Here is a 25,476-nt window from a genome sequence, read left to right on the forward strand (position 1 = left end):
GACCAACGACCGGCGACCGGATCGCGGCCAGCACTGCCGCCGTCGCCCCGAGCGGAGGCGCTACACAATGACGGCCGTGACCTGCGAGATCTTCCTGGAAATGCTCGAGCGGGAAGCTCCTGCCGTCGAATTCGAAGCCCCACTGCTCGAAGCGCGCACCGCCGGTGCTTCCGCCGCTGAACTGGCCGACCTGGACAGCGCCAAGTGCGCCGCCTTGCGAGTCCGCGCTCTGCTGGAGCGCCGCGCTCGCCGGGAGGCCGAATTGGCGGCACTGTTCGACACCGCCGGAGATCTCGCCGGACTACGCGATGTGGACGCGGTCCTGCAAGCCATCGTGCACCGCGCGCGGCGGCTGCTGCACGCCGACGTCGCCTATCTGACACTGCCCGATCCCCAGCGTGGCGACACCTTCATGCGGGTCACCGACGGGTCCGGCTCACAGGCCTTCCGATCCACCCGGCTGGCGATGGGCGACGGTCTCGGCGGACTGGTCGCCCAGACCGGAATGCCCTACAGCACCGCGGATTACTTTGCCGACCGACGGTTCCGCCACACCGCGGAGATCGACAGCGCCGTACGGGAGGAGGGTCTCGTCGCCATCCTCGGAGTGCCGATGAAGCTCGGCGACCAGGTCATCGGTGTCCTGTTCGCCTCGCATCGCGACTTCCGCCCCTACGCTCCCGAAGAGATAGCACTGCTGGTCTCTCTCGCCGCGCACGCGACGATCGCCGTGGATTCCGCGCGGCTGCTCACCGAAACACGCACCGCCCTAGCCGAACTCAGTGCAGCCAGCGCGGCCATGCACGCGCACTACAACACCGTCGAACGCGCCGCGCAGGCACACGACAGGATGACCGATCTGGTCGTTCGGGGCGGTGGCGTAGCCGACGTCGCGACCGTGGCCGCCGACATCCTCGGCGGCGCGCTGCTGGTACTCGACGCCGACGGGCGCAGACTCACCGAGATAGGACTATCGGACGCCGACGCGCATGAGCAACTCGGCGACGAACAGGCCATCGGCGAAATAGCCGCTACCGCAGCACAACTCGGCAGAGCCGTAGTCGCGAAGCAACTGTGGGCGGCACCGGGCGGCGCAGGCAGTAGGCCGCTGTGCACGCTGGTCCTGCATCATCCCGACGAACTGTCGCCCGCCGATCAGCGCATCCTGGAGCGCGCCGCACTCGTCACCGCACTGCTGCTGCTGTTCCAGCGCAGCATCGCCGAGGCCGAAGGCCGAGTGCGCGGCGAACTCCTCGACGACCTGCTCGACGGTCGCGTCATCGACGACAAGGCCTTACACAGCCGAGCCACACTGCTCGGCATCGACCTGACCCGGCCGCACATTCTCGTCGTCGCCGAACACGGCGGCCACCACCGCGCCGCGGCATGGACAACCCACTACGTGATGTCCCGCCACGGTTTAGCGGCGACTCGCGGCAGACACACCGTCGTACTGCTCCCCGGCAGCGACGCCTCCACCGTCGCACACTGCGTCGCCAAGGAACTCCGTGCGGCACTGGGCCTTTCAGCAACCGTCGCCGGCTCCGGACCAGTCGACCTACCGAACCGGGTGCCCGCCGCCTACCGCGAGGCCCGCCAATGCATCCAGCTGATGAACGCACTCGGCAAACACGGTTCCTCCGCCAGCGCAGCGGATCTCGGATTCATCGGCTTACTCATCAACAACGGCGACAACGTGCTGGCGTTCCTGAACACCACCCTGGGCCCGATCATCGACTACGACCTACGCCGCGGCACCCCCCTGATCAACACCCTGGAAACCTACTTCGCCACCAGCTGCAGCCTCAGCAACAGCGCCAAACTCCTACACATCCACGTCAACACGGTCACCCAACGCCTCGACCGCATCACCGCCCTCCTCGGCGAAGGCTGGCAGCACCCCGACCGAGCCCTCGAAATCCAACTCGCCCTACGCCTACACCGCCTCCGCGAATCCGCCGCCTTCCCGTCATGAGGACGGGATGAAGTACCGAAACCTTGCCCGCCCCGGTCACTGTGTTCGATGCACCCACTGACGCCGCACCAACTGTTGCAAGTCACAGCGCGACTGGTTGATCTCGTCCGTGTTCGGTAGACGGTCCTTTCCGAACAGGGGTTCGCGCGTATGCGCGCCAACTGGTTAGTCGCGTCGGCGAAGTTGGATACCGTGATCGCTCCGGGACGCCAAGTCGGCCTCCTCCGCAGCTGGTCGCGTTAGCCCGAAATTCGTTGGAACCGAATCATGTTGGCGCACGTCCTACTCAATTGAAGGCAGAAGCACGATGCTTCAGCCCACAGGGGAGGGACACGGAACACCTATGAGTATGCGGAAACTGATCGCCACCCTCGCACTACCGCTGGCCATCGGCGTGGCGATGGCCGGCCCGGCCAATGCTGCACCGGCGCCGACGGATACCGTGACGACGGTCGGCCAAGTGGATCCGATCGCGCGGCACACCGCTACCGTCAAGTGTCAACTGATCGGGCCGGGAGGGGAGGCGCTGGGCTACATCACCGGCAACGGGTCCGGCAAGACCAAGCCCGCAGCGGTCGCCGATGCCAAGAAGGATGCTGACCGGAACGTCCCGCAGGGTCACTACAAGCGCCATTGCAAGGAGATCTGATAGATGTCGGATGAGAAGCGGCTATGGGAAATCCGCGTGGGTGTCATTGCGTCCGAAGCCGAGGCACGTGCAGTCGTTGATCAGATCGAGCGGTTGCTGTGCCCAGACCCGGACCACGCTCCCCCGTGCCCGATCCCGTGGAGCATCAGCATCGACGCTGAGCAAGACATGACCGCAGAACGCCGGGAAGAATACGACGACGTGGTGGAGCAACACCGGATCGAGTCCGGCGCCAAATGAACCCCGTACCTATCGCGGGTGCAGGCGCTCCCGACCCGCGATAGGTCGAATCCTCAAGTCCAGTAGAGAATTTCAGTGCGTTCATGAATACCCAACGCGACTCGGAGCTCTCCGGTTGGACACCAGGTGGACATGTCGCGGTCACAGACGACGGCGGCGTTCTCGCGGAGCACGATCCGCAGACCGCTGCCGTGCCACCACCGGTGCCACCGAGCCCGAGGTATTCAAGGACGCCAAAGGGATCGGTCGCCACGGTAGTCCGCAACCTCGGCAACACAGGCGTCCAGGCTCCCTGATCGAGGAGAGCTTCGGCGGGAACACGGAAACGATCCGCCACGCGCGACATAGGCTATCGCCCTCAACCGGCGAGGCCCTGGTCCAGCGACGGCGCTCGCCCCGGTTGTGCGGGCATGGCTGCTGGTGCGGAGCAGGTTGAGGTTCAGCATCATTCGGCTTCGCGGCGTAGCGAGCTGATCATGTCGAGCGCGATCTGGCCCGCGTCGCGCCGCACTTGGTCGTCGACGGTGTCGGCGAGGCTCCAGGCGAGCTCGGTGAGCAGCCCGTAGATCGCGCGGACCGTGAGCTCGGGCGATCGGGGGCGAAATTCACCGGCTCGGATGAGCTCATCGACCAGATCGCGGACCAGACCGACCATGTACCGCTCGTCGAGTTCGCGCCACCGGTCCCAGCCCAGCGCGACCGGCCCTTCCTGCAGCACGATGCGTTGATAGGCCACGTCGGTGCATTCGTCGAGGAACACATCCAACGCGCGGACCGCGGTTTCCCAGGGGCTGCCCGGCTCACCACGCACGCTCGCCAACTGCTCGGTCAACTCCTGTTCGACCTGCTCGAATACGGCCTCGAACAGCCCTTGCTTACCGCCGAAGTGGTGGTACACGGCCCCGCGCGTCAGGCGGGCGGACCGAGCGATCTCGTCGGCGGACAGTTCCGAGTACCGCCGCTCGATGAACAGCCGACGGCCCGCCTCCAGTAGGGCGGCACGGGTGGCTTCGGCGTATTCCGCACGTCGTCCCTTGACAGTCACAGCAACAAGACTACATTCACATACACCGTGTATTTGAGATGTTAGGTGTATGTGAATGTCGGATCTCGTGGATGTGATCGTGGTGGGCGCCGGCGCGGCCGGACTCGCGGCAGCCCGCGCGCTCACCGCAGCCGGTCGCGATGTCCTGGTACTGGAGGCCAGGGAGCGGGTAGGCGGGCGAACCCGCAACGTCGAGGTACCGGGCAGCGACACGTACGTGGAAGTGGGCGGCATGTGGGTCGGTCCCGGCCAGGACCGAGTGTCGGCGTTGCTGACCGAACTCGGGTTCTCCACGTTCCGGACCTACGATCAGGGTGCGAATATCGGCGACTTCGGCGGCCGCGTCAGTCGATTCCGCGGCCGTATACCCCGGCTGAACCCGCTTGTGCTTGCCGATATCGGCCTCACACAACTGCGGCTCGATCGCTCGGCTCGCCGAGTACCGCTGCACGCACCGTGGACCGCGCCCGACGCGCGAGAACTCGACGGTCAGACCTTCGGCACGTGGCTGCGCAAGCACTCGCACACCCCCACCGGACGCGCCTTCTTCCAGCTGGTCACCCAGGCGGTGTGGTGCGCCGAACCGGACGAGATGTCGGCCCTGTGGGCGCAGTTCTACATCCATTCGGGCGGTGGCATCGACTCCTTGATCAATACGACAGGCGGTGCACAGCAGGACCGAGTCGTCGGCGGTATGCAGCGACTGTCGATCGCCATGGCTGCGGAGTTGGGCGATCGGGTCGTCCTCGGCGCCGCGGTGACCGAGGTCGAGTGGAGCGACAACGAGGTTCGGGTGCGGGCCGGGCGGCGGCAGTGGCGGGCACGCCACGCGATCATCGCGATCCCGCCTCCGCTGGTGGGCACAGTCCGATTCACCCCAGACCTACCCGCCGAACGCGCCCAACTCCTCCAACGTCTACCGATGGGCTGGACGATCAAGGTCAACGCGGTCTACGACGAGCCGTTCTGGCGCGGACAGGGTCTGTCCGGGCAGGCCAATAGCGACCGCCGCGCGCTCGGCACGGTTTTCGATGCCGGTCCCCCCGACGCCGAACCCGCAGTCCTGGTCGGCTTCTTCGAAGCCACCCACGCCCAAGCCGCATCTCGCCTGGCGCCGAAGGAACGCCGCGACGCGGTTCTCGACGACCTTGCCGCATATTTCGGTCCAAAAGCGCGCAACCCGGTCTACTACGTCGAACAGGACTGGGCCACCGAAACTTACAGTCGCGGCTGTTACGGCGCTTTCGCGACTCCATCGACTTTGACACGCTTCGGGCCGGAGTTGCGCCGCCCGACCGGTGCACTGCACTGGGCCGGCACCGAGACGGCGACCCGCTGGGCCGGGTACGTCGATGGCGCGATCGAGTCCGGGCAACGCGCCGCGCGCGAAATTCTCACCACGACCCAACTGTGAGCACCCGGCCGATGGAACGGTCGCGGCAATTCGCCTATGAGCCAGTCGGTTTCACCGACAAATCGATACCAACAACTCCTCGAGGAACAACGATGGGCAGATTCACTACACGTCCCACCCTGCAGGGCACTTTCGGCATGGTCTCCTCCACGCACTGGCTCGCCTCGTCGGCCGCGATGGCGATACTCGAGGACGGCGGCAACGCATTCGACGCGGCCGTATCCGCGGCCTTCGCCTTGCATGTGGTCGAGCCGCACTTGAACGGACCTGCGGGGGAAGTACCGATTATTCTCGCGCCCGCGGGAAAGGCCCCGCAGGTGCTGTGCGGTCAAGGGCCCGCACCGGCGGGCGCGACGATCGAGCACTACACCGGTCTCGGCCTGGAACTGGTACCCGGCACCGGCCCGCTGGCCGCGGCGGTGCCCGGCGCCTTCGATGCCTGGATGCTGCTGCTCCGCGACCACGGCACGAAGCGGCTGTCCGACGTGCTGGCCCACGCCATTTGGTATGCCGAGCACGGACATCCGGTGCTAGAGGATGTCCAGAGCACCTTGTCCTGGATGCAGCACCTCTTCGAAACCGAGTGGACCACCTCGGCTGCGCTGTATCTACCAGGCGGAAAGCCCCCTGCGCCAGGACAATTGCTGAAGAATCCGGTACTGGCACAGACGTGGCGGCGACTGATCTCCGAAGCCGAGGTCGCGAGCGCGGACCGCGAGACTCAGATCGATGTCGCGCGACGCGTATGGCGAGAGGGATTCATCGCCGAAGCGCTCACCGCCGCGGCGGCACGGCCCACGATGGACACCTCGGGTGAACGCCACATCGGCACCCTGACCGGTGACGATTTGGCGAATTACACTGCGGCATACGAGAATCCGACCACCTACACCTGGAACGGCTGGACGATCGCGAAACCCGGCCTCTGGAGCCAGGGGGCGGTATTCCTTCAGCAGCTCGCCATGCTGCCGCAACACCTAGACCACGGTACGGCCGACTATTACCACACGCTGATCGAAGGTTCGAAGCTCGCGATGGCGGACCGGGAGGCGTGGTACGGCGACGGCACCGATATGACAGCGGAGGCGTTGCTGTCACCCTCGTACAACGCGGCGCGCCGTGCCCTGATCGGCCAGGACGCATCCCGGCTGTTGCGCCCCGGCAGCCCGGACGGCCGCTCGCCGCGGGTGAGCACGCATGCGGTTTCGACTGTGCCGGAACAGCTTCCGGCGGGGGTCGGCGAGCCCACGGTGGCCGCGACGGGCGCCACCCGAGGCGACACATGCCACCTCGACGTCGTGGACCGCTGGGGCAACATGATCTCCGCAACTCCCAGCGGCGGATGGCTGCAGTCGAACCCCGTGGTGCCCGAATTGGGTTTCCCGCTCGGCACTCGGTTACAGATGGCGTGGCTGGAACCGGGCCTGCCGAACTCCCTCGCGCCGGGCCGCCGCCCCCGGACCACACTCAGCCCGTCCCTTGCGTTGCGCGACGGCGAGCCCGTCCTGGCGTTCGGCACCCCGGGCGGGGACCAGCAGGACCAGTGGAGCCTGCACTTCTTCCTGGAAGTCGCCCTGCGCGAGAACGTCCGTGGCGGCATGGATCTGCAGGGCGCGATCGACGCGCCGAACTGGCACCAGGACAGCTTCCCCGGTTCGTTCTACCCACGTTCGATGAATCCGGGTGCGGTGACCATGGAGTCACGGATCGACGCCGGAGTTCTGACCGAGCTGCGCAAGCGCGGCCACCGGATCACGGTTGGAGATCCCTGGTCCGAGGGTCGCATGTGTGCCGTCGCTCGCGATCCCGAGTCAGGCGTGCTGTCGGCGGCCGCCGATCCCCGTGCGATGCAGGGCTACGCGACCGGTCGCTGACCAGCGAGCCGCCACTATTTCCTTCTTTCCCAATTCATTACGTGAGAGGTGTTCCATGCGCAATACGACAACCGATCGACGCGGGAAGTTCCCCATGCGGCGCACGGTGGTGGCACTGTTCGTCGCCGGATCGTCGGTAGCGGCCACCGGAGTGGCAGCGGCAGAACCAGCGTCGTCGACCGGACCGGGGACCATCGTGTCGTCCCGGTCGCTGGACGCGGCGGAGCTGATACCCGCGGCGGCCGAGGGGTATCGGCTCGTCTACCGGACCACCGGTCGGGACGGCACCCCGGAGATCAGTGGCGGAAATGTTTACCTGCCCAAAGGGACTCCCCCGCCGGGCGGGTGGCGGGTGGTGTCCTGGGCGCACGGCACGAGCGGGATGGCACAAGGCTGTGCACCCAATCTCATGGGTGGCATAGCGGATACGCACGACGAAACACCGCAGCTGGCCGACTATCTGGCCCAGGGCTACGCGGTGGCGGCCACGGACTACATCGGACTCGGCGCCTCGGGTCACTACGAGTACCTGGCCGGACCCGCCGAAGGGCACGCGGTGCTCGATATCGTCCGAGCAGGCCGCCTCGTCGACTCTGAGATATCGGATTCCTATGCGCTGGCCGGACATTCGATCGGCGGGCACGCGGTGCTGCACGCAGCGCAACTGTCGTCGAGCTACGCGCCGGAACTCGATCTGCGCGGCACCGCCGCCTTCGCCCCGACAAGCAACTACGAGCAGTTGATCTCCGCGCTTACCGGACCGGACCTGGCTGTGTCACTTCCCGCGGGGCTGCAGGTCAGGGTACTGATGGTCCTGGCCGGACTCGACCACGCGCGCCCGGAACTAGCGGTCACCGACTACCTGAGCGAACGAGGCAAACAGGTGCTCGCCATCGCGGAGTCCGGCGAAGGCTGCCTGAAATCGGCGGAAGAAGCCCTCGCAGGTCGTCCCTTCGGCCAGCTGTTCACCAAACCCCTGTCCGACCCGACACTCACCGCCGCCCTACGCGATTACATGGCCGCACCCACCACCGGCTACCACCGGCCCCTGCTCATCCTGCAAGGCGGCGCGGACAACGTGCAGCCGATACCGACCACAATCCTGCTCCAGCAACAACTTCAACAGGGCAACGTAAACAGCCGCCTGATGCTCTACCCCGCGGCAAACCACTTCACCCTCTTGCCGCAAGCCCGCCACGATACGGCCGAATTCCTCGCCGACATCCTGCCGAGCCACTGACCCGCGGTCGGCCCTCACGAGGGTCCGGGGGGCGGACGGCCTCGGGTGGGCCAACCTGAGAAGAGGTCCGAGGGACGTGACCTCGGGACAGGCGAACCGGGGGTGGGGTACGGGGGGCGAAGGGCCTCGGGTAGGCGAACTCGAGAAGGGGCCCGGGGGCGAAGCCCCGCCGGCTGGGGCATGGGGACTGCGCCTCCCAAAACAGACGAAATGAGCCCTGACCGCTTGGCACCCACTTTCCGCATCCCCAACCCGGAAACGACATTGGGGCTGGTACCGCTTCTGCGATACCAGCCCCAATGGAATCGGTTCGTGCAATGCCACGATCGGTGGACCATATGTCCGGCTACTCGAACTTTCGCGCGCCAAGCAGCCCAATCGCATCCAGAAAACCCTGCCTGAACAGCACAGTTACCCGCAGACGCGGAATCCGTCACAGGCTGAGCACGATGCGCTCCTCACCCAATCCTAAAGTGCGGTAATTCTCCAACCGGATTGTGGACGGGAAGATCTCTGATCGTTGCGACACCGAGCTAATGCTCGGCGCGGTCGAATACAGTGTCTAGTCGCGTGCGTGGGTCCCAATCGGGCAGTGCGGACAGTGCACTGACTGACCAATCCAGCACCGGCGACTGTCAAACTCTGGAACGACGCCTGGACCTAGTTCACAGCAACGCGAGTCGCCGAAGGCGCCCCCGGGACTGTCGGAAATTAGTGAGATGATGCCGCGATCCGCATGAGCCGTGAGCTGGGGTACTGCGTCAAGTGGCAGGTGATTCTCATCTCTTCTTCTTTGCCAAGCGGTCGCATCCTCGTCCAGAATCGGAAAATAGAAGCACCCTTGCGAGTAACGAGGTGTCTTATCGGATGCGGCTGGAAACCTCAGTTCAAGCGTCGATATCACGATGAACAAACATGGCGCCCACCCTTGTTTCTTGAACCCCATCTGTCTCGAGTGCACAACTGATCGTGCGCGACATAGTGGAGGATGACATGGTCGACAGTGCTGCTCTCAGCCGAGAAATCGGGACGTTCTACGCCAACTACGCCGCAGCGTACGTGGCGGCCATGACCGGCGATCCGGACGGCGATGAATACTTCTACCGAAAATACTATTCGGTCCCGATGTACATCGGCGAAGCCGAGCCCGCGGATAGTGGTGGGTCTGGACCCGGCCGGAGTCGCTGGCTAGAGACCGATTCAGACATACGCGACTTTCTGCTGGCCAATGAAAAGGATCTGGCCGATCGGGGGTACCACCACGCGAAGATCCTGGATCGTGTTGTCCGGGTGCTGAACAGCAAGCGCGTCAACTTGGAGATCGTGGTGAGCCGGTTACGCGAAGACGAGGTCGAAATCGAGCGCTGGGCGGTCGGTTACGGCATCGCGAAACTAACGGGGGGATGGCGGATCATCGACCTCTACACCGCGGTGACGGCTGCGGAGACGGTCGCCGACGCATGGCCGGCGGCCACCGCGCTGTGAACGTCTATGCGCTGTGCCGCAACGAAGGTAGTAATCGAACACGACCCCGAGCATCCGAGCTCGCGCCCGCCGAACCACTGTTCTGGTTTCTCGGCGTGCGACGACAGACGAAGACGGCGGAACTGGCAGCCCGAAACATCGACAGGTTACGACCCCAGCAGTCGCCGGTGGAGTGGGGCTAAGAAGAATCGAACCCCTGACCCTGCGGAACAACACCTTCGCGAATCCGATCATGCGTCTGCACGCTCGCGATGCGACGGTCGCAACGGTCGACGGAGGTTCGGCACTCCCATCCGGAACCGTCGCAGGACCGAATACGTGGAAGCACGGTGGACCGAATCGGCTGGTCCACCTCTACGGATTAGGAACCGCTATGCGTCTTGATCGTGCTCGGGTAACCCCTCTTCTCGCTGCGCTCGCCTTGACGGCGGCTGGTTGGATGGTTGCCGCTCCAACGGCGTCCGCCGATTTTCAGAAGGATGTAGAAACATGCCTCACGGAGTCGGCGGACTACAAAGCGTTCAAGGACTGCTACAAGAAGGCTCAAAAAGATGGAATAGCTGCACCAGTGGGTGATCCTGCCGAGGCCAAGACACAGGAAGAATGCGAAGCCAACCCAGAGTTCATGTGGGATGCCGAAGAGGAGGTCTGCATGCACGCAGACTGACGCCGCCGATCGCTAGGGCGCAGTGACGACGAGCCCGGTTCGTTCCTTCGGATCGGGCTCGGCCCACATCTTCGGAGCCGCGAATGTTGCCCTCGCGGCCGTCGCATCAGGCCGACTGGTTCCATCGAACGACTGGGCGTGTGTTCGAAGTCGTCTCCCGGACCGAGGACCGGGACGTAGCCGACGCAATGCTGTCCGCGAAGCGTTCCGAGACACCTATCCCCCCTAGGTCAGACCGGGGATGGGGTACGGGGGCAAACGGTCTCGGGACGCGAACCTGAGCAGGGGGTCCGGGGGGCGAAGCCCCGCCGGGCGGGGCGTGGGGGCTGCGCCCCCACAAAACAGACGAAATGAGCCCTGCACGCGCATTCCGCGTGCAGGGCTCACCCAGCGAATGGAGTGGAGCTAAGGGGAATCGAACCCCTGACCTTCTCGATGCGAACGAGACGCGCTACCAACTGCGCTATAGCCCCGTGCGGCTCCGGGGAACCGCGCTGTGTCACTCTAGCAAAGGTTGTTGCGAGACTCCGAATCGGGCGGTTGACCTGGGATGATGCGGAGTCACGCTGGTGTCATTCGCCAGCGGCGCGGCGCATGTCGCCGCCGCCGGTGCGGTCGCGCAGGGCGCGGGCGGTGGCGGGGTCGAAGGGGTCGAGGTGGTCGAACATGGGGTCTTCGTCGTCGGTTTCGAGGAGGGCGGAGCGGCGGCGCAGGGCGCGGGCGGTGTCGCGGTCCATGGCGGCGCGGGCGGCTTGGGTGTGTCGGGGGCCTGCGCGGTGTTCGCCGAGTTGTTCGGCGCGGCTGAGGCGGGCGGCGCGGCGGCGGCGGATGTCTTCTTCGATGCGGACTTGCTTGCGCAGGTAGGTGAGGTAGCCGATGAGGACGAAGGAGGACAGGCCGCAGCCCCACCAGAAGTGTGGGCTCACCGCGACCGCGAGTCCGCCGCATAGCAGTCCGGCCAGGACGAGGCCGAGGACGGCGCGCTGGCGGAAGGTGTAGCGGGCGGCGCGGGCGATGGCGTCGGCTTCGGGGTCGTAGCCGCCGCGGCCGCGCCTGGTCGGCACGTAATCGAGGTCGTCGGAGTCGGTTTCGTAGTCGCGGCGGGCGTAATCGTCGGCTTCGTCGTCGGTGCGGTAGTCGTCGTCGGTGATGCGGGCGGGCGCGGTGGAGCACGCGGGGGGTATCCGGGCCGCGGCGGGTTCGGTGCGCTCTTCGCCCACTACGTCATCATCGACCGGGTCGTCGTGCGGCGCAGCCGGTTCGTCCAGGTCGGCGGATTCGGTGTCGGCAGTGACCGTTTCGGTGTCGGCGGCTTCGGTCGGCGCGAGTTCGGCGTCGTCCTGCTCGGCATCGGCGAGTTCGGGGTTGTCCAGCTCGGTGTCGGCGAGCTCGGCGTCGTCCAGCTCGGCGTCAGCGATGTCGGGATCGGGGTGGGGCACCGCGGCTTCGGTGATCGCGGGCAGGTCACCTTCGGTGACGGGTTCGTCGGCCGGTGTTGTCATCCGGTCCTCCGCATCATCGCTGTGGGGATGCTTTCTCTGTGCGCGGCGTGGCCGCCAATTGGGGTCGGTTTTGTGGCCTGCGGCGGGTCCACTCTTGGTGCGCCGCTTGGAATCTCCGCGGACGAGCACCCGGGTGGCGAGTGCGGCGTCGGTGGTCCGCCGAATCCTGGGGTGCCGGTCGGCGAGGATGGGGAACAGGACGAAGACCCAGAGCACTACCAGGCCGATCCACAGGATCGAATTCGGCATTGCCGTCAGCACCTCCGTCCCGGCCTGGTGTGGTCCGTTCGGCCGGCGAGCGGTGCGCAGCACGCCCCGCGTCCGCCCGGTTTCCATCCGTCGCTGCGGCGTGGTCGCCGGTCGCCTCGCAGGCTCCGTGCCGGGGGTGCAGGACGCACCTCCGACGTCCGTAGGTTAATTCCGTGACGCGTCGAGATCCGGCAGGCGCGCCGTGCACATACGCCACACCTGTCACAAAGCCACCAATTCTTCCGCGCGTCGGATGCGCCGGGCGTGTCCGTATTGCACGATTCTCAGGGCAGAACGGCCCGGCCCTCGCGGACGAGCCGGTCGACGACCGTGCCCATGATCTCTTCCACGGTGATGCCGACCAGCAGGTGATCGCGCCAGGCACCGTCCACATCGAGGTACCGGCGCAGCAGCCCTTCCTCCCGGAAACCGACATTGCGCAGGACCGCTTGACTGGCCAGGTTTTCCGGCCGCACCGTCGCCTCGACCCGATGCAGGCCGACCGGCCCGAAGCAGTGATCGAGGCCGAGCGCCAGCGCAGCGGTCGCCACGCCCTGGCCGCTGAGATCCTTGGCCACCCAGTAACCGATCCAGCCGGAACGCAGTGCGCCGCGCACGATATTGCCGACGGTCAACTGTCCGCTGAACGCACCGTCCACCTCGATCACCAACGGAATCATCGCGCCACGCCGCGCTTCGGCCTTCAGGCTCGACCACAGCGACGGCCAGTTGGACGCATGGTTGCGCGCCTCCCAGGCACCACGACCGGTGGGTTCCCACGGCTCCAGATGAGCCCTGTCCCGCAATCGGATTCGGCTCCACGCGGCGGCGTCGCGCAGCCGCACCGGGCGCAGCGTCACCTGTCCGGCCCCGACGCGCACCGGGCCGAGCCGTGCGGGCCAGCCCGGATGCTGCGCGACCCGGAACACATTCATCGCCTCCACGCCTCAGCCGCGCTGTGCGAGGAAAGCGACCCTGACTTCGTCACCGGTGCGGATCTCGGTGTCGTCGGGGTCGATCACGATCAAGCTGTTCGCCTCGGCCAACGTGGCGAGCAGGTGTGACGAGGCGCCCGCGCCGCCGCCGAGCGGTTGCACGAGGTAGTCGCCGGTGGCCTCGTCGCGCATGAGTTGCGCGCGTAGATAACCCTTGCGACCGGCCATCGAACTGATCGGGGTGATGGTCCTGGCCATGATGATCCGCCGCATGGGATGCCTGCGCCCCAAGGCGATTCGGATCAGCGGGCGGACCATCACCTCGAAGACGACCAGCGCGCCGACCGGGTTGGACGGCAGCAGGAACGTGGGCACCTCGTCGCGGCCGAGCCTGCCGAAGCCCTGCACCGAACCGGGATGCATGGCGACGCGGGCTATTTCGAGCTCACCGAGCCCTTCCAGCGCCTCGCGCACCTGTTCCGAGGCCCAGCCGCCCACCGCGCCCGCGATGACGACGACCTCGGAGCGCACCAGCTGCCCCTCGACCACGTCACGCAACCGCCGGGGATCCGTGCTCACGATGCCGACCCGGTTGACGTCCGCGCCCGCGTCCCTGGCCGCGGCGGCGAGGGCGTAGGAGTTCACGTCGTAGACCTGGCCGGGGCCTGGTGTCCGATCGATGTCGATGAGTTCACCGCCGACCGAGATCACCGACAACCGCGGCCGCGGATGCACGAGCACCTTGTCCTGTCCGACGGCCGCTAGTAGTCCCACCTGGGCCGCGCCGATGATGGTGCCCGCGCGCACCGCGACGTCGCCGGGCTGCACATCGTCGCCGATGCGCCGCACGTAGTCGCCGGAGCGAACCGGTTCGTAGATCTTGATCTTGGCGCGGCCGCCGTCGGTGAAGTCCAAGGGCAGCACGGCATCCGCGAGCGTCGGCAGCGGCGCACCGGTGTCGACGCGGACGGTCTGGCGCGGCTGCAGCCGGATCGGCTGACGCGATCCGGCGATCACCTCGCCGACCACCGGCAGCGTGAGATCGACCAGTTCGTCGTCCTCGTTGCGAATGTCGGTGCCCGCGGCGGCCACGTCGACGCTGCGCACCGCGTAGCCGTCGATCGCCGCCTGATCGAATCCGGGCAGCGGTCGTTCGGTGACGACGTCCTCGGCACACAGCAGGCCCTGGGCCTCGGAAATCGCGACCCGGACCGGCCGAGGCGCGACCGCCGCGGCGGTCACCTTGATCTGCTGATCCTCAACCGAGCGCATCCAGCCCTTCCTGATCTCTTCGCACACCAACGATCGCACCGCGCGATAACGCTTCGGCACGAACCAATTAGCGCACGTGACGGTGAACCATCATTCGTACCCGACGGTCCACTGTCGACGAAACCCACGCCTCAGTCGTAGGTGGTCAGCTGCGGATCCCAGTCGGGACCGAGCCGATGCTCCAGCCACTCCCGAAGGGCAGGGCCGTATTCGTCACGTTCCAAAGCGAAATCGACCGCAGCACGAAGATAGCCGCCCGGGTTGCCCAAATCGTGGCGCGACCCACGGTGCACCACGACATGAACCGGATGATCTTCGGCGATGAGCAGCGCGATGGCGTCGGTGAGTTGCAATTCGCCGCCCGCGCCCGGCTCGATTCGGCGCAGCGCGTCGAAGATGGCGCGGTCCAACAGGTATCGACCGGCGGCGGCGAAGGTGGACGGCGCGTCGGCGAGCGCGGGCTTCTCCACCATGCCCTTGACGCGCAGCACATTCGGATTCACCGCGTCCGGCACGGTCGCCACATCGAACACGCCGTACGCGCTGACCTCGTCCTTGGGCACGTCGATGGCGCAGAGCACGGTGCCGCCACGCTTGCGGCGCACCCGGCACATCACGTCGAGCACACCGGAAGGCAGCACCAGATCGTCGGGGAGCAGCACGGCGATGGCGTCTTCGTCGTCGTCGAGGGCGGCCTCGGCCTGGGCGACCGCGTGGCCGAGGCCGAGCGGCTCCTCCTGCACCACCGAGGTCACGTCGAGTAGCCCGGGCGCCTTGCGCACCTTTTCGAGGAGCTGGAATTTGCCGCGCTCGGCGAGGGTGCTCTCCAGCACCAGGTCTTCCACGAAGTGCGCGACCACACCGTCTTTGCCCGGCGAGGTGACGATCACCAAACGCTCGGCGCCGGACTCGGCGGCCTCGGCGGCGACCAGTTCGATGCCGGGGGTGTCGACCACCGGGAGGAGTTCCTTCGGCACCGTTTTGGTCGCGGGCAGGAACCGCGTTCCCAGCCCGGCGGCGGGCACTACGGCCGTGCGGAAGCACGAAGCCAGCGTGGCATCGCCGGATTGTCCGGCCTTTGCTGTCATGCGCATACCCTATCCATCGTCACAGCCCCTGACTCGACGTCGAGCCGACCGGTATTCCGGCCAGCCTATGGTGATCGACATGGAGATGCCCGGTGAGCGCGAAAAACATGCATGGCGCACCGAAATTCTTGCTCGACGGGCGGCGATGCCCGCCGAGGAGCACGCCGCGGAGGTCGCGGCCCTGGTCACGGCCGTGGAGCGGCTCGACGTGGGCGAATGGGTCTGCGCGTACGTGCCGGTACGCGGCGAACCGGGCTCGACCGAGATGCTCGACACACTGCGGGCGGCCGGTGCGAGGGTGCTGGTGCCGGTCACCGGCACGCCGGGACCGTTGAACTGGGCCGAGTACACCGGCCTGGACAGCCTGCGGCGCGCCAGATTCGGCCTGCTCGAGCCGACCGGCGAGGTGCTGCCGACCGACGCGATCGACCGTGCGGACCTGGTCCTGGTACCGGCCCTCGCGGTGGACCGGCGCGGTGTCCGGCTGGGCCGCGGGGCGGGTTATTACGACCGGACGCTGGCCGCGGCGGCACCGCGGGCGCGACTGGTCGCGGTGGTTCGGGACGACGAGCTGGTCGACCGGCTGCCCGAGCAGCCACACGATGTGCGAATGGGCTGGGCGCTGACGCCGCGTGGCGGGCTGCACCGGCTTGTCGAAGATCACGCGGCGGAATGAACGGTAGATTGGCAACGTTGGCACTGTCGGCTGTAGAGTGCCAGATGACGAAACCTGCGGAGGATGCTGTGCCAACTTACTCGTATGCGTGCACCCAGTGTGACAACCGCTTCGACATCGTTCAGTCCTTTTCCGACGATGCGCTGAGCGTGTGCCCGGAGTGCTCCGGAAAGCTGCGCAAGCTGTTCAATTCCGTCGGCATCGTGTTCAAGGGCAGCGGCTTCTACCGCACCGACAGCCGCAGCGGCGCGTCCACCGCGAGCGAGCCCGCGAAGTCCGACAGCGGCTCCAACGGCTCGAAGGACTCTAGCTCGTCGAGTTCCACGAGTTCGGCTTCCAGCTCGTCCAACGGCAGCAGCGCGACCACCAGCACGGCTGTGGCCAGCTGATTCGTCGAGTTATCCCCAGCCACATAGTTATCCACAGCTAGCCCCTTTCCCGGCCTGGCGGGTGCGCGCACGGTCATAGGCTTCCGCCATGACTCGATCACCCGCCGAGCTCGGTCGCCACAGCTTCGGAGTTTGGCGTCGACCGCCTTGGGCCGACAGCTTGCTCGCCCGGCGGCTCGGTGCCGCGGTCCTGATCGTTCTAGCGGTTGCCTTGTTCCTGCGCGGCGATCCCGGCGCGGAACAGACTTCTGTCGTGGTCGCCGGACGCGATCTCGCCCCGGGACATGTGCTCGCTGCCGACGATCTTCAGTCGGCTCCCCGCGAGGCCGCCGCCCTGCCCGCCGGAGTCGTACGCACCCCGTCCGACGTGATCGGCGCCACCCTGACCGGAGCAATGCGCGGCGGCGAGATATTCACCGACCTCCGCGTCGTCGGCCCACGCCTGGCCGGCGTCGCGACCGGTGCGCGTGACGCACGGATCGTGCCGATCCGGTTGGCCGACACCGCCGTCGCCGAGATCCTGCGCGCCGGTGACCGGGTCGACGTGGTCGGCGGCGAGGAACAAGGCTCGCGTCCCGCCCGCACCCTGGCGACCGATGCCGCCGTCGTGCTGGTGTCCGGCCCCGGCGACGGACGGGCCGCGAAGGAACGCGTGGTGTTGGTCGCGATGGACTCCGAACACGCGACCATGGTCGCAGCCGCATCCCTGCATACCGCGCTCACCGTTGTCTTCCATTGAGTTGTCCACACATTTGCCATCAAGGTCAACTAGCATCGGCGATACCACAGGCGTCGACCGCCGAGCACGACTTTGTCAGCTCCACACGTAGAGGAGATATCGGCAATGCTCAAGGGTTTCAAGGATTTTCTATTCCGCGGAAACGTGGTCGACCTGGCGGTAGCGGTGGTCATCGGCACCGCGTTCGTCGCGATCGTCACCGCGTTCACCAATGGCATCGTCAACCCGATCCTGGCCGTCTTCGGCGGCAGTGACGAACTGGGGCTCGGTTTCCAGCTCGTTGCCGACAAACCCGCGACCTTCGTCCAGGTCGGTCCGATCATCACCGCTGCGATCAATTTCGCGATCATCGCCGCGGTGCTGTACTTCGTGCTCGTGCTCCCCGCCATGCACGTGAAACGAAAGTTCAGTCCGGAAGCGGTCGAACTCAGCGACGCGGAGGTGCTCATCCAGATCCGTGATCTGCTCGCCGAAGGCCAACGCAGCGCCGGCGGTAAACACGAATCCTGAATTGCTTGCGCGGTAATGAGAAACGGGCCCGGCACACTGCGACAGACCCGTTTATCTTGCGCGAGTTGATATTCGACGTCAGCCGAGGATGAACGGCTTACCCCACAACGTCATCCAGGTGACGACGGAGTCGGTCTCCACACTGAGACTGACGAACGCCCGCGCCTGCGCGTAACCGTCGCACCCGGACAAATCGATGACCTCGTCGGCCCAGCTCACCGCCCCGATGTCGCCTTCGAACTGATTACGCGTCGGGTACGCCACGCTGCCGAAGTACTCGTCCTGCTGCAGATCGAGCACGTAGAACGACTTCGCCTGCCCACGGCCGAGCACCAGCTTGGCACCGGTAGCCACGCCGGCGTCCGAATCGATGGCGTCCCCGGTCCAGTCCAGATCACCGGCGACACCACCGCTCGCGACGTCCACCTCGCAACCGACGGTGTACCCGGGGAAGATGGAACCGGCCTTGCCGCCGGGCACTCCGGCCAACTCGACCTCCGCCTTCCCCGATACCCGCGCGGTGCGGTGCCCCGGCACGGCGTCCATGGTCGGCGTGATCGCGACCGACTCGTCCACCAGCGCGAGCCGCACCTCGGTGCCGTCGGCCAACGTCTTGGTGGTCTCGCCACCGGGCAGCGGGATGAAGATCTCCGCGCTGGCCGCGCCGGTGGAGAACAGGCCCAACGCGACGGTGGCGGCGACCCCGAGCCCGACGCGGGACGTCAGTTTCTTACGGTTGATCATGGTTGTCGACCCCTAGCGGAACGAATTCTCAGGCAGCGAGTAGAGCTGTGCGCACGACAGCAAGCGGACCCGTCGCGGTAGCGACGGGCCCGCTTGGCTTGTGCGAGTTGGGTGTTCGGCGTCAGCCGATGCTGAAGGGCTGGCCCCACAGCGTCACGTACGACATGACGTTGTCGGTCTCGACCTTGACCTTGACGAACGCGCGAGCCTGCGCGTATCCGCCACAGCCGGACAGGCCGATGGTGGAGTCGGCCCAGGTGACCGAGCCGTTGGTGCCCTTGAACGTGATCTGGCTGGAGTGATCCTCGTTGCCGAAGTCATCGGCCACTTCACGATCGAGCAGGTAGAAGGCCTTCGCCTGGCCGGGGCCGAGGCTCAGGTTGCCGCCACCGTTGACGCCGATGTCGCCGTCGCTACCGTCCCACTTGCCGCTGCCTTCGACGCCGGCCGAAGCGCCGCCGCCGTCGATGTTGACCTGGCAGCCGACCACGTAGCCCGGACGGATCTTGCCGCCGGTGGCGCCCGCGCCGGACACCTCGACCCGCGCCGAACCGGACACCCACGCGTTGCGGTGCACCGGGGTCGAGCCGAGGGACGGGTTGATGTTGGCGGACTCGTTGACCAGACGGACCGTCACCACGGTGCCGTCGGACAGGGTCTTGGTGATTTCGCCACCGGGCAGCGCCACGAAGGTGTCCGCGTTCGCGGCACCGGCGGAGAACAGGCCCAGGGCGATGGTTGCGGCGGCACAGACACCGGCTGCCCGCGCCACGTTCTTACGGTTGATCATGTGTAATTCCCTCAGGGGTTGAGTTCGTTTCAGCGAGAAGAGTTTTCGACAGTCGACAGTCGTCAGCCAATGCTGAACGGCATCCCGTAGAGGGTGGTCTTCGAGTAGTGGTCACCGATGATCTCGACCACGGTGTAGGAGCGGGCCTGGGCGTAGCCCGCGCAGCCCTGGATCTCCATCTCGACGTCCTGGTACTCCACGGAGTAGGAACCCGGCTTGGTGATGTCCTTCAGTTCGATCTGCACGAACTTGACGTCGCCCGGGCCGAGGTTGATGCCGAACGAACCACCGAGGCCGCCGCTGGTGAGATTGGCGCTGGCCGACATGCCGAGGCTGATCGCGTCATCGGCGATGCTGACCTGACATCCGATGATGTAGCCGGTGTTCAGCTGCGACGTACCGTGCGTCGAGGAGTTGTTGGTGCCGGGGTTGTTGGTCGCGCCGTTCCAGGGGCCGACCTTGCCTTCCGGGGTTTCGGTGACATCCGCCGACGCGTTGCCGGAGACCCAGACAACGCGGCCCGCGCCGTTGGCCGCGAGCGACGGCGACACGACGGCATGCTCTCCGGTCCGGGTAATGGTCACACCCGGGCCACTCTTCTGGCCGTCCGGCAACGGCACAAAAACATCGGCGCTGGCGGCGCCGGTCGAAAGCAGGCCCATGGCCACGGCAGCGGCAGCGCCGACGCCCGCTACGCGGGCACCGCGGCGCAGACCGTTGGTGCGGTTCTCGCTCATACTTCCCCTCATCAGGTTAAAACAGTCAACCTCGACCATCGAGGTTGGACAGGTGGTCCTCGCAGGCCCAGCTCAGTTTGTCGCGCCTTTGTTGCCAGTGTGTAACCGACAATTTAGTTCGGCGCGACGCTCCGGCTGGCGACCGGAACCGAGCCAGGTTCCGCCGGATCGACACGTACGTGCCGCACCCGGGCCCAGGAAGTCCAGTGTGGGTGGCTCGTGCGAACATTAAACGCTAGGTAACGGCGCTGCAACGCAAGCTTTCGTAAAGATCAATGTGATGTAGATCACATTCGTTAACATGCGAATATCGTTTGACGTGCATTTATTGGTGACGGAGACAGTCAGGACCGACCGGACGGTGCTGACGAAGTCACTAAAGCGCCAAGCGCTGAATACGGGACAGAGCAGTACATATATCGGCCGAATAACGGCAATGTGAAATAATCACAAGTAAATTACGGCGAGCCAACTTCTCGATACGTAGCTACTACGTAGATTTGGGCAATCAACCGTGGTGCGGCGGCTTCTGCGCACGCAGCCAATCATCGGACGAGGACTCGTTGCCTGAGTCGTCGCCGCGTTCGTCGCTCGTAGTGTCTGGGAGGGTGTCGCCGAAGATTTCGGCGAGACGCGCCGCATCCCTCGCCCGGCGAGCGGCCGGGCGAGGGATGTCGTCGGAGGAACCGGAGGCCGGAATTATTCGACCAATCCGGACAGTTCGCCGATCACCTTGCTGGCGAGCGGGCCGAGCGTCGCCATTCCGTCGCGCACCGCGGCCCGAGTACCGGGCAGGTTGACCACCAGTGTGCTGCCGGAGATGCCTGCCACACCGCGGGAGAGGCCCGCGTCGAGCGAACCGGCCACCCGGCCGGACGCGCGCAGCGCCTCGCTGATGCCGGTCAACTCGCGATCGAGCACCTGCGAGGTGGCCTCGGGCGTGACGTCACGCGGCGACATGCCGGTGCCACCGACCGAGATGACCAGGTCGACACCGCCGATCACCGCGGTGTTCAGCGCGTTGCGGATCTCGACCTCGTCGGCCTGCACCGACACCGACGCGTCGACGAGGAAGCCAGCCTCGGTGAGCAGCTCGGTGACCAGCGGGCCGAGCGAGTCAACACCTCCATGCGCCGTTCGATCATCGACGACCACCACCAGAGCACGCCCCGCCACCGGAGCATCGATTTCCATGGTGCTCACCGTAGCGCTTGTGCTGAGAACCTCTGCGGCCGTGTCGAGCAGCGGCGTCCAGCCACCCTGCAGCACCCGCATCATCGACCGCCGTCCGCGGGCGCACCGGTGAGGGTCACCTCGACGGTCTTGGAGTTGCTGCCTCGTTCATCGGTATAGGTGACTTTCACCTTGTCTCCTGGTTGGTGCGAGCGAACCGCGGCGACGAGCGCGTCGCCGGTGTTGATGCTGCGATCGTTGAGCTTGGTGATGATCACGCCTGCGGGGATCCCCGCCTTCGCGGCCGGACCGTCCGGGGTCGACTCCAGCACGCGCGCCCCGTTGATCGAATCCTGCGCCTGGATCTTGACGCCGATCTGCGCGTAGGTGGCGTGGCCGGTCTTGATGAGCTCGTCGGCCACCCGGCGGGCCTGGTCGACCGGGATGGCGAACCCGAGTCCGATCGAACCGCTCTGCTGGCCGACGCCGGGCTCGCCCGCGCCGAGGCTGGCGATCGCGGTGTTGATGCCGATGAGCTTGCCGTTGCCGTCGACCAGCGCACCACCGGAGTTGCCGGGGTTGATGGCGGCGTCGGTCTGGATGGCGTCGATCACCGGATTGACGCCCGCCGGATTCTGCGGGCCCTCGCCCTGCGTCGACACCGGGCGGTTCAGCGCGGAGACGATGCCGGTGGTCACGGTGCCCGCCAGGCCGAGCGGCGAGCCGATCGCCACGACCGACTGGCCGACCTGAAGATTCTCCGAGGTGCCGAGCTCGATCGGGGTCAGTCCGGTCTTGCCCGCCACCTTGATGACCGCGAGGTCGGAGACCGGATCGGCGCCGACGATGGTCGCGGGCGCGGAGCTGCCGTCGGAGAACAGCACCTCCATCTTGGCGCCGGGGCCACCGCCCGCCGCCACGTGGTTGTTGGTCAGGATCAGGCCGTCGGAGGACAGCACAACGCCGGAGCCCTCGCCCTCGGCACGGCTGCTGGCCACCTTGATCATCACCACGCTGGGCAGCACCTTCTGCGCGACCGCCTGGGTCGAGCCCGCCGGGGCATTGGAGACGTTGTTGACGTTGGGCTTCGGCTGATCGAGCGCGTTGGTGATCGTCGAGCGGCCGTCGTCGGAGTGGGTGGCCAGGGCGCCGACCGCGCCGCCGACGCCACCGCTGACCAAGGCCAGGGCGACCGCGCCGAGCACAAGGCCGGTCCGGAACGGACGCTTGGCGGGCTGGGCCTGCGCCCCGAACGGCGCACCCTGCTGGTCGAACGGCGCGCCCTGGGCCGCCTGCTGATCGAACGGCTGCCCGCCGTACTCCGGGCCGGGGAACGGCTGGGTGTGCTGGTGCGGCGGATACTGGCCCATCGACTGCTGCGCCTGGTACGGCGACGGCGGGGCCTCATACGGCCCGTACCCGGACCCGTGCGGCGAGTAGCCGGCGTCTGACCCGTACGGCGCGCCGCCGTGGCTTGCCGGTGCGGCCGGGATCTGATCGGTCGGGTTGGGCTGATCCGGTGCGGTGTGCGCCGGCTCGTCCCGCCGGTCCTTCGAATCCTCGGTCATGGACTCCTCGTTTCTCCTCAGCGTCTGCCGACCAGCTTGACGGCGACTACTGAGAGCGGACTGAGACCGTGCTTTCAATTGTCCGAGACTGTGTACCCACTGTGCGCGGTAGTAAGGCCGCTACCCCCGCCATACGATACGGCTCCGGCGCACGCTTCGCGCGCCGTCGAATTCACCGGATCCCAGTCCCTGGAACACCTGTTATGTGGATCCCGTATTCAACCGACGCGTTTCAGGCGTCCACCGGCCGTCCCGCTTCACCGGGCAGGACGATCCGGATTCGCGCGCCGCCCCGGCCGGAGGTCTCGATGCTGATCGTGCCGCCGTGTTTGGTGACGACCTGCTTGACGATCGCCAGGCCGAGCCCCGAGCCGGGCATGGAACGCGAGGCGGTGGTCCGGTAGAAGCGCTCGAACACCAGCTCACGTTCGCCGGGCGGGATACCCGGCCCGGCGTCGTCGACGGTCAGCTCGAGCAGTCCGCGCCCGGTTTCGCGCATCTCGACGTACACCTGAGCGCCGGCCGGACTCCACTTCGCGGCATTGTCGAGCACATTGAGAATCGCGCGCTCCAGGCCAGCCTCGTGGCCGTAGACGAACCAGGGCCGCAACGCCGAGACGAACTCGACCGAGCCACGCCGCCGCCGCGCCCGTTCCAGCGCCCGCTCGGCCACCTCGCCGAGATCGACTCGCTCGTACACGGTTTCGGGGGCGTCCTCGCGCGCCAGGTCGACCAGGTCGCCGACCAGGTTCGACAACTCCTCGATCTGCGCCATCACATCCGAACGCAGCTCGGCCATGTCCTCGTCCGGAATGCGCGGGGCGCCGGGGCGACTCGACGCCATCAGCAGCTCGGTGTTGGTGCGCAACGACGTGAGCGGGGTGCGCAATTCGTGCCCCGCGTCGGCCACCAGCCTGCGCTGCCGGTCCCGTGACTCGGCCAGCGCGCGCAGCATGGCGTTGAAACTCTCGGTGAGCCTGGCGAGTTCGTCGTCGCCGGTCACCGGGATGGGCGTCAGGTCGTCGGTGCGGGCGATCCGCTCGGTCGCGGCGGTCAGTCGTCCGATCGGCCGCAATCCGGTGCGCCCGACCGCGGTTCCGGCCGCGGCGGCCAGCACGACGCCGCAGCCGCCGACGACGAACAGCAGCCACGCGAGTCGATCGAGCACGTTGCGGGTCGGCTCCAGTCGTTGCGAAATGACCAGCGTCGCGCCCTCGTTCGTGCGCACCGCGAGGACACGCTGGCTACCGGCGGTGCGCAGCGACGAACTCACCTGACCGTGGAACACCGCCCACTCCGGCGGCCCGACCGGTGGAATGGTCGCCTGCGGTACCGAGTAGGGGCCGATGTCGGGGTAGATCAGCACGATGCCGGTGTCGGGGTAGAACGCGGTCGCCAGCGCCAGATTCTGCAGATTGAAGCCGTACGGGTCGATGGCGGTCACCGCGTTCGCCCTGCTGCGCAGTTCGGTGTCCACGTTCGCGTACAGGGCGCGCGCGACCAGCGCGTACGCCGCGATCGAGGTCACCGCGACCGCGATCGCCACCACCGAGGCGGCGAGCAGCGTCACCCGCCAGCGCAGCGAGACGGAGCGGGTGAGCGGGATCGGCGGGCGCATCTCCGCCGGATCGGGCGGACGCTGTCCGAGCCCGGCGACCACCGGCCGCTTGGGAACAGTTCGTGCCATGGCCTTCCCCCTACGGGGGCGTCTCCCGCAGCACGTAACCGACGCCGCGCACGGTGTGGATCAGGCGCGTCTCACCCTCGGCCTCGGTCTTGCGGCGCAAATAGCCGATGTAGACCTCGAGCGCGTTGCCTGAGGTCGGGAAGTCGTAACCCCAGACCTCCTCCAGGATGCGACTGCGGGTCAGCACCCGGCGCGGATTCGCCATCAGCATTTCCAGCAGGGAGAACTCGGTGCGGGTGAGACTGATCCCGCGCTCGCCGCGGGAAACCTCGCGGGTCACCGGATCCAGCGACAAATCCGCGAACGTCATTGCCTCGGAAACCTCGCCGGGATCGGCGGTCGTGCGGCGCAGCAGCGCGCGCAAACGCGCGAGCAATTCTTCCAACGCGAACGGTTTCGGCAAATAATCGTCGGCCCCGGCATCGAGTCCGGCAACTCGCTCGGACACCGAATCCCGTGCCGTCAAAACCAAAATCGGAAGATCGTCACCGGTGCTGCGCAAGCGCCTGCAGACCTCGAGACCGTCCATCCGGGGCATCATCACGTCCAGCACCAGGGCGTCCGGCCGCTGACTCGTCGCCTTGTCGAGCGCGTCGACACCGTCCACGGCCAGGTCGACGGAGTAGCCGTTGAAGGTCAGTGACCGGCGCAGCGACTCCCGAACGGCGCGATCGTCGTCGACTACCAGAATGCGCATGCGACCAGTTTGACCGTATCGACTGAGAGGTGACTGAGAGGGGACGCTCGACACGCCGCGCCGGGCTCGGCCCGGGGCACGGACACCAGCAGCCGGTCAGCTATCAACGTTCGCACGCCGAATAGATCAAT

The 25,476-nt window shown here is 66.7% G+C and carries 24 protein-coding genes and 1 tRNA gene; 12 read left to right on the forward strand and 13 right to left on the reverse strand.

Annotated features, from left to right (window positions below; genetic code table 11):
• Positions 1-67: 67 nt before the first annotated feature.
• The 3 genes from ACIHA7_RS04365 (at position 68) to ACIHA7_RS04375 (ending at position 2,864) form a co-directional block, all read left to right on the forward strand.
• Positions 68-1,975 (forward strand): helix-turn-helix domain-containing protein, encoded by a 1,908-nt coding sequence (locus ACIHA7_RS04365; protein ID WP_397285435.1) that lies wholly within the window; start codon positions 68-70, stop codon positions 1,973-1,975.
• 349 nt (positions 1,976-2,324) lie between these two features.
• On the forward strand, positions 2,325-2,624 hold the full coding sequence (locus ACIHA7_RS04370; protein ID WP_397285437.1) for a hypothetical protein: 300 nt from the start codon (positions 2,325-2,327) through the stop codon (positions 2,622-2,624).
• 3 nt (positions 2,625-2,627) lie between these two features.
• Positions 2,628-2,864, forward strand: a complete 237-nt coding sequence (locus ACIHA7_RS04375; RefSeq protein ID WP_397285439.1) for a hypothetical protein — start codon at positions 2,628-2,630, stop codon at positions 2,862-2,864.
• 445 nt (positions 2,865-3,309) lie between these two features.
• On the opposite strand, the gene ACIHA7_RS04380 is transcribed toward ACIHA7_RS04375, so the two are convergent.
• Positions 3,310-3,909 (reverse strand): TetR/AcrR family transcriptional regulator, encoded by a 600-nt coding sequence (locus tag ACIHA7_RS04380; RefSeq protein WP_397285441.1) that lies wholly within the window; start codon positions 3,907-3,909, stop codon positions 3,310-3,312.
• A 55-nt stretch (positions 3,910-3,964) separates the two neighbouring features.
• Between ACIHA7_RS04380 and ACIHA7_RS04385 the strand changes: the two genes are divergently transcribed.
• The 5 genes from ACIHA7_RS04385 (at position 3,965) to ACIHA7_RS04405 (ending at position 10,589) form a co-directional block, all read left to right on the forward strand.
• Positions 3,965-5,323: a flavin monoamine oxidase family protein gene (locus tag ACIHA7_RS04385; protein ID WP_397285443.1), complete on the forward strand. Its 1,359-nt coding sequence runs from the start codon at positions 3,965-3,967 to the stop codon at positions 5,321-5,323.
• A gap of 92 nt (positions 5,324-5,415) precedes the next feature.
• A complete protein-coding gene (locus tag ACIHA7_RS04390) occupies positions 5,416-7,197 on the forward strand; it encodes a gamma-glutamyltransferase family protein (protein WP_397285445.1) in 1,782 nt (593 codons plus the stop codon).
• 55 nt (positions 7,198-7,252) lie between these two features.
• Positions 7,253-8,437, forward strand: a complete 1,185-nt coding sequence (locus ACIHA7_RS04395) for an alpha/beta fold hydrolase (RefSeq protein WP_397285447.1) — start codon at positions 7,253-7,255, stop codon at positions 8,435-8,437.
• A gap of 993 nt (positions 8,438-9,430) precedes the next feature.
• The gene (locus ACIHA7_RS04400; protein ID WP_397285449.1) at positions 9,431-9,922 is read left to right on the forward strand and encodes a hypothetical protein; all 492 of its coding nucleotides are present in this window, start codon (positions 9,431-9,433) and stop codon (positions 9,920-9,922) included.
• Positions 9,923-10,295: 373 nt separating this feature from the next.
• Complete coding sequence (locus ACIHA7_RS04405) at positions 10,296-10,589, forward strand: hypothetical protein (RefSeq protein WP_397285451.1); 294 nt, start codon at positions 10,296-10,298, stop codon at positions 10,587-10,589.
• 400 nt (positions 10,590-10,989) lie between these two features.
• On the opposite strand, the gene ACIHA7_RS04410 is transcribed toward ACIHA7_RS04405, so the two are convergent.
• The 5 genes from ACIHA7_RS04410 to ACIHA7_RS04430 all read right to left on the reverse strand — a co-directional run bounded on the left by ACIHA7_RS04410 (position 10,990) and on the right by ACIHA7_RS04430 (position 15,635).
• Positions 10,990-11,062 (reverse strand) — tRNA-Ala (locus ACIHA7_RS04410).
• Between the two features lie 99 nt (positions 11,063-11,161).
• On the reverse strand, positions 11,162-12,340 hold the full coding sequence (gene glpR / locus ACIHA7_RS04415) for a gephyrin-like molybdotransferase receptor GlpR (RefSeq protein WP_397285453.1): 1,179 nt from the start codon (positions 12,338-12,340) through the stop codon (positions 11,162-11,164).
• 284 nt (positions 12,341-12,624) lie between these two features.
• Complete coding sequence (locus ACIHA7_RS04420) at positions 12,625-13,275, reverse strand: GNAT family N-acetyltransferase (protein ID WP_397285455.1); 651 nt, start codon at positions 13,273-13,275, stop codon at positions 12,625-12,627.
• Positions 13,276-13,287: 12 nt separating this feature from the next.
• A complete protein-coding gene (gene glp / locus ACIHA7_RS04425) occupies positions 13,288-14,547 on the reverse strand; it encodes a gephyrin-like molybdotransferase Glp (RefSeq protein WP_397285457.1) in 1,260 nt (419 codons plus the stop codon).
• A 131-nt stretch (positions 14,548-14,678) separates the two neighbouring features.
• A complete protein-coding gene (locus ACIHA7_RS04430; protein ID WP_107660953.1) occupies positions 14,679-15,635 on the reverse strand; it encodes a UTP--glucose-1-phosphate uridylyltransferase in 957 nt (318 codons plus the stop codon).
• A 79-nt stretch (positions 15,636-15,714) separates the two neighbouring features.
• Between ACIHA7_RS04430 and ACIHA7_RS04435 the strand changes: the two genes are divergently transcribed.
• The 4 genes from ACIHA7_RS04435 (at position 15,715) to mscL (ending at position 17,949) form a co-directional block, all read left to right on the forward strand.
• Complete coding sequence (locus ACIHA7_RS04435) at positions 15,715-16,311, forward strand: 5-formyltetrahydrofolate cyclo-ligase (protein WP_397285459.1); 597 nt, start codon at positions 15,715-15,717, stop codon at positions 16,309-16,311.
• 68 nt (positions 16,312-16,379) lie between these two features.
• Positions 16,380-16,700: an FmdB family zinc ribbon protein gene (locus ACIHA7_RS04440; RefSeq protein ID WP_397286508.1), complete on the forward strand. Its 321-nt coding sequence runs from the start codon at positions 16,380-16,382 to the stop codon at positions 16,698-16,700.
• 88 nt (positions 16,701-16,788) lie between these two features.
• The gene (locus ACIHA7_RS04445; protein WP_397285461.1) at positions 16,789-17,439 is read left to right on the forward strand and encodes an SAF domain-containing protein; all 651 of its coding nucleotides are present in this window, start codon (positions 16,789-16,791) and stop codon (positions 17,437-17,439) included.
• 105 nt (positions 17,440-17,544) lie between these two features.
• On the forward strand, positions 17,545-17,949 hold the full coding sequence (gene mscL, locus ACIHA7_RS04450; RefSeq protein ID WP_107659346.1) for a large conductance mechanosensitive channel protein MscL: 405 nt from the start codon (positions 17,545-17,547) through the stop codon (positions 17,947-17,949).
• A 78-nt stretch (positions 17,950-18,027) separates the two neighbouring features.
• On the opposite strand, the gene ACIHA7_RS04455 is transcribed toward mscL, so the two are convergent.
• The 7 genes from ACIHA7_RS04455 to ACIHA7_RS04485 all read right to left on the reverse strand — a co-directional run bounded on the left by ACIHA7_RS04455 (position 18,028) and on the right by ACIHA7_RS04485 (position 25,345).
• Positions 18,028-18,693, reverse strand: a complete 666-nt coding sequence (locus ACIHA7_RS04455) for an MspA family porin (RefSeq protein WP_397285464.1) — start codon at positions 18,691-18,693, stop codon at positions 18,028-18,030.
• Positions 18,694-18,814: 121 nt separating this feature from the next.
• Positions 18,815-19,483: an MspA family porin gene (locus ACIHA7_RS04460; protein WP_397285466.1), complete on the reverse strand. Its 669-nt coding sequence runs from the start codon at positions 19,481-19,483 to the stop codon at positions 18,815-18,817.
• 62 nt (positions 19,484-19,545) lie between these two features.
• A complete protein-coding gene (locus ACIHA7_RS04465) occupies positions 19,546-20,220 on the reverse strand; it encodes an MspA family porin (protein ID WP_397286510.1) in 675 nt (224 codons plus the stop codon).
• A 699-nt stretch (positions 20,221-20,919) separates the two neighbouring features.
• Positions 20,920-21,414 carry a molybdenum cofactor biosynthesis protein B gene (locus ACIHA7_RS04470; protein WP_040739017.1) on the reverse strand — a complete coding sequence of 165 codons (495 nt, stop codon included), beginning with the start codon at positions 21,412-21,414 and terminating at the stop codon, positions 20,920-20,922.
• Between the two features lie 80 nt (positions 21,415-21,494).
• The gene (locus ACIHA7_RS04475; RefSeq protein WP_397285468.1) at positions 21,495-22,961 is read right to left on the reverse strand and encodes a trypsin-like peptidase domain-containing protein; all 1,467 of its coding nucleotides are present in this window, start codon (positions 22,959-22,961) and stop codon (positions 21,495-21,497) included.
• Positions 22,962-23,193: 232 nt separating this feature from the next.
• A complete protein-coding gene (locus ACIHA7_RS04480; protein WP_397285470.1) occupies positions 23,194-24,648 on the reverse strand; it encodes an ATP-binding protein in 1,455 nt (484 codons plus the stop codon).
• Positions 24,649-24,658: 10 nt separating this feature from the next.
• A complete protein-coding gene (locus ACIHA7_RS04485; RefSeq protein WP_135233448.1) occupies positions 24,659-25,345 on the reverse strand; it encodes a response regulator transcription factor in 687 nt (228 codons plus the stop codon).
• Between the last annotated feature and the right edge of the window lie 131 nt (positions 25,346-25,476).

Origin of the sequence: Nocardia sp. NPDC052316 (assembly GCF_044547795.1) — a bacterium.
Classification (GTDB): domain Bacteria; phylum Actinomycetota; class Actinomycetes; order Mycobacteriales; family Mycobacteriaceae; genus Nocardia.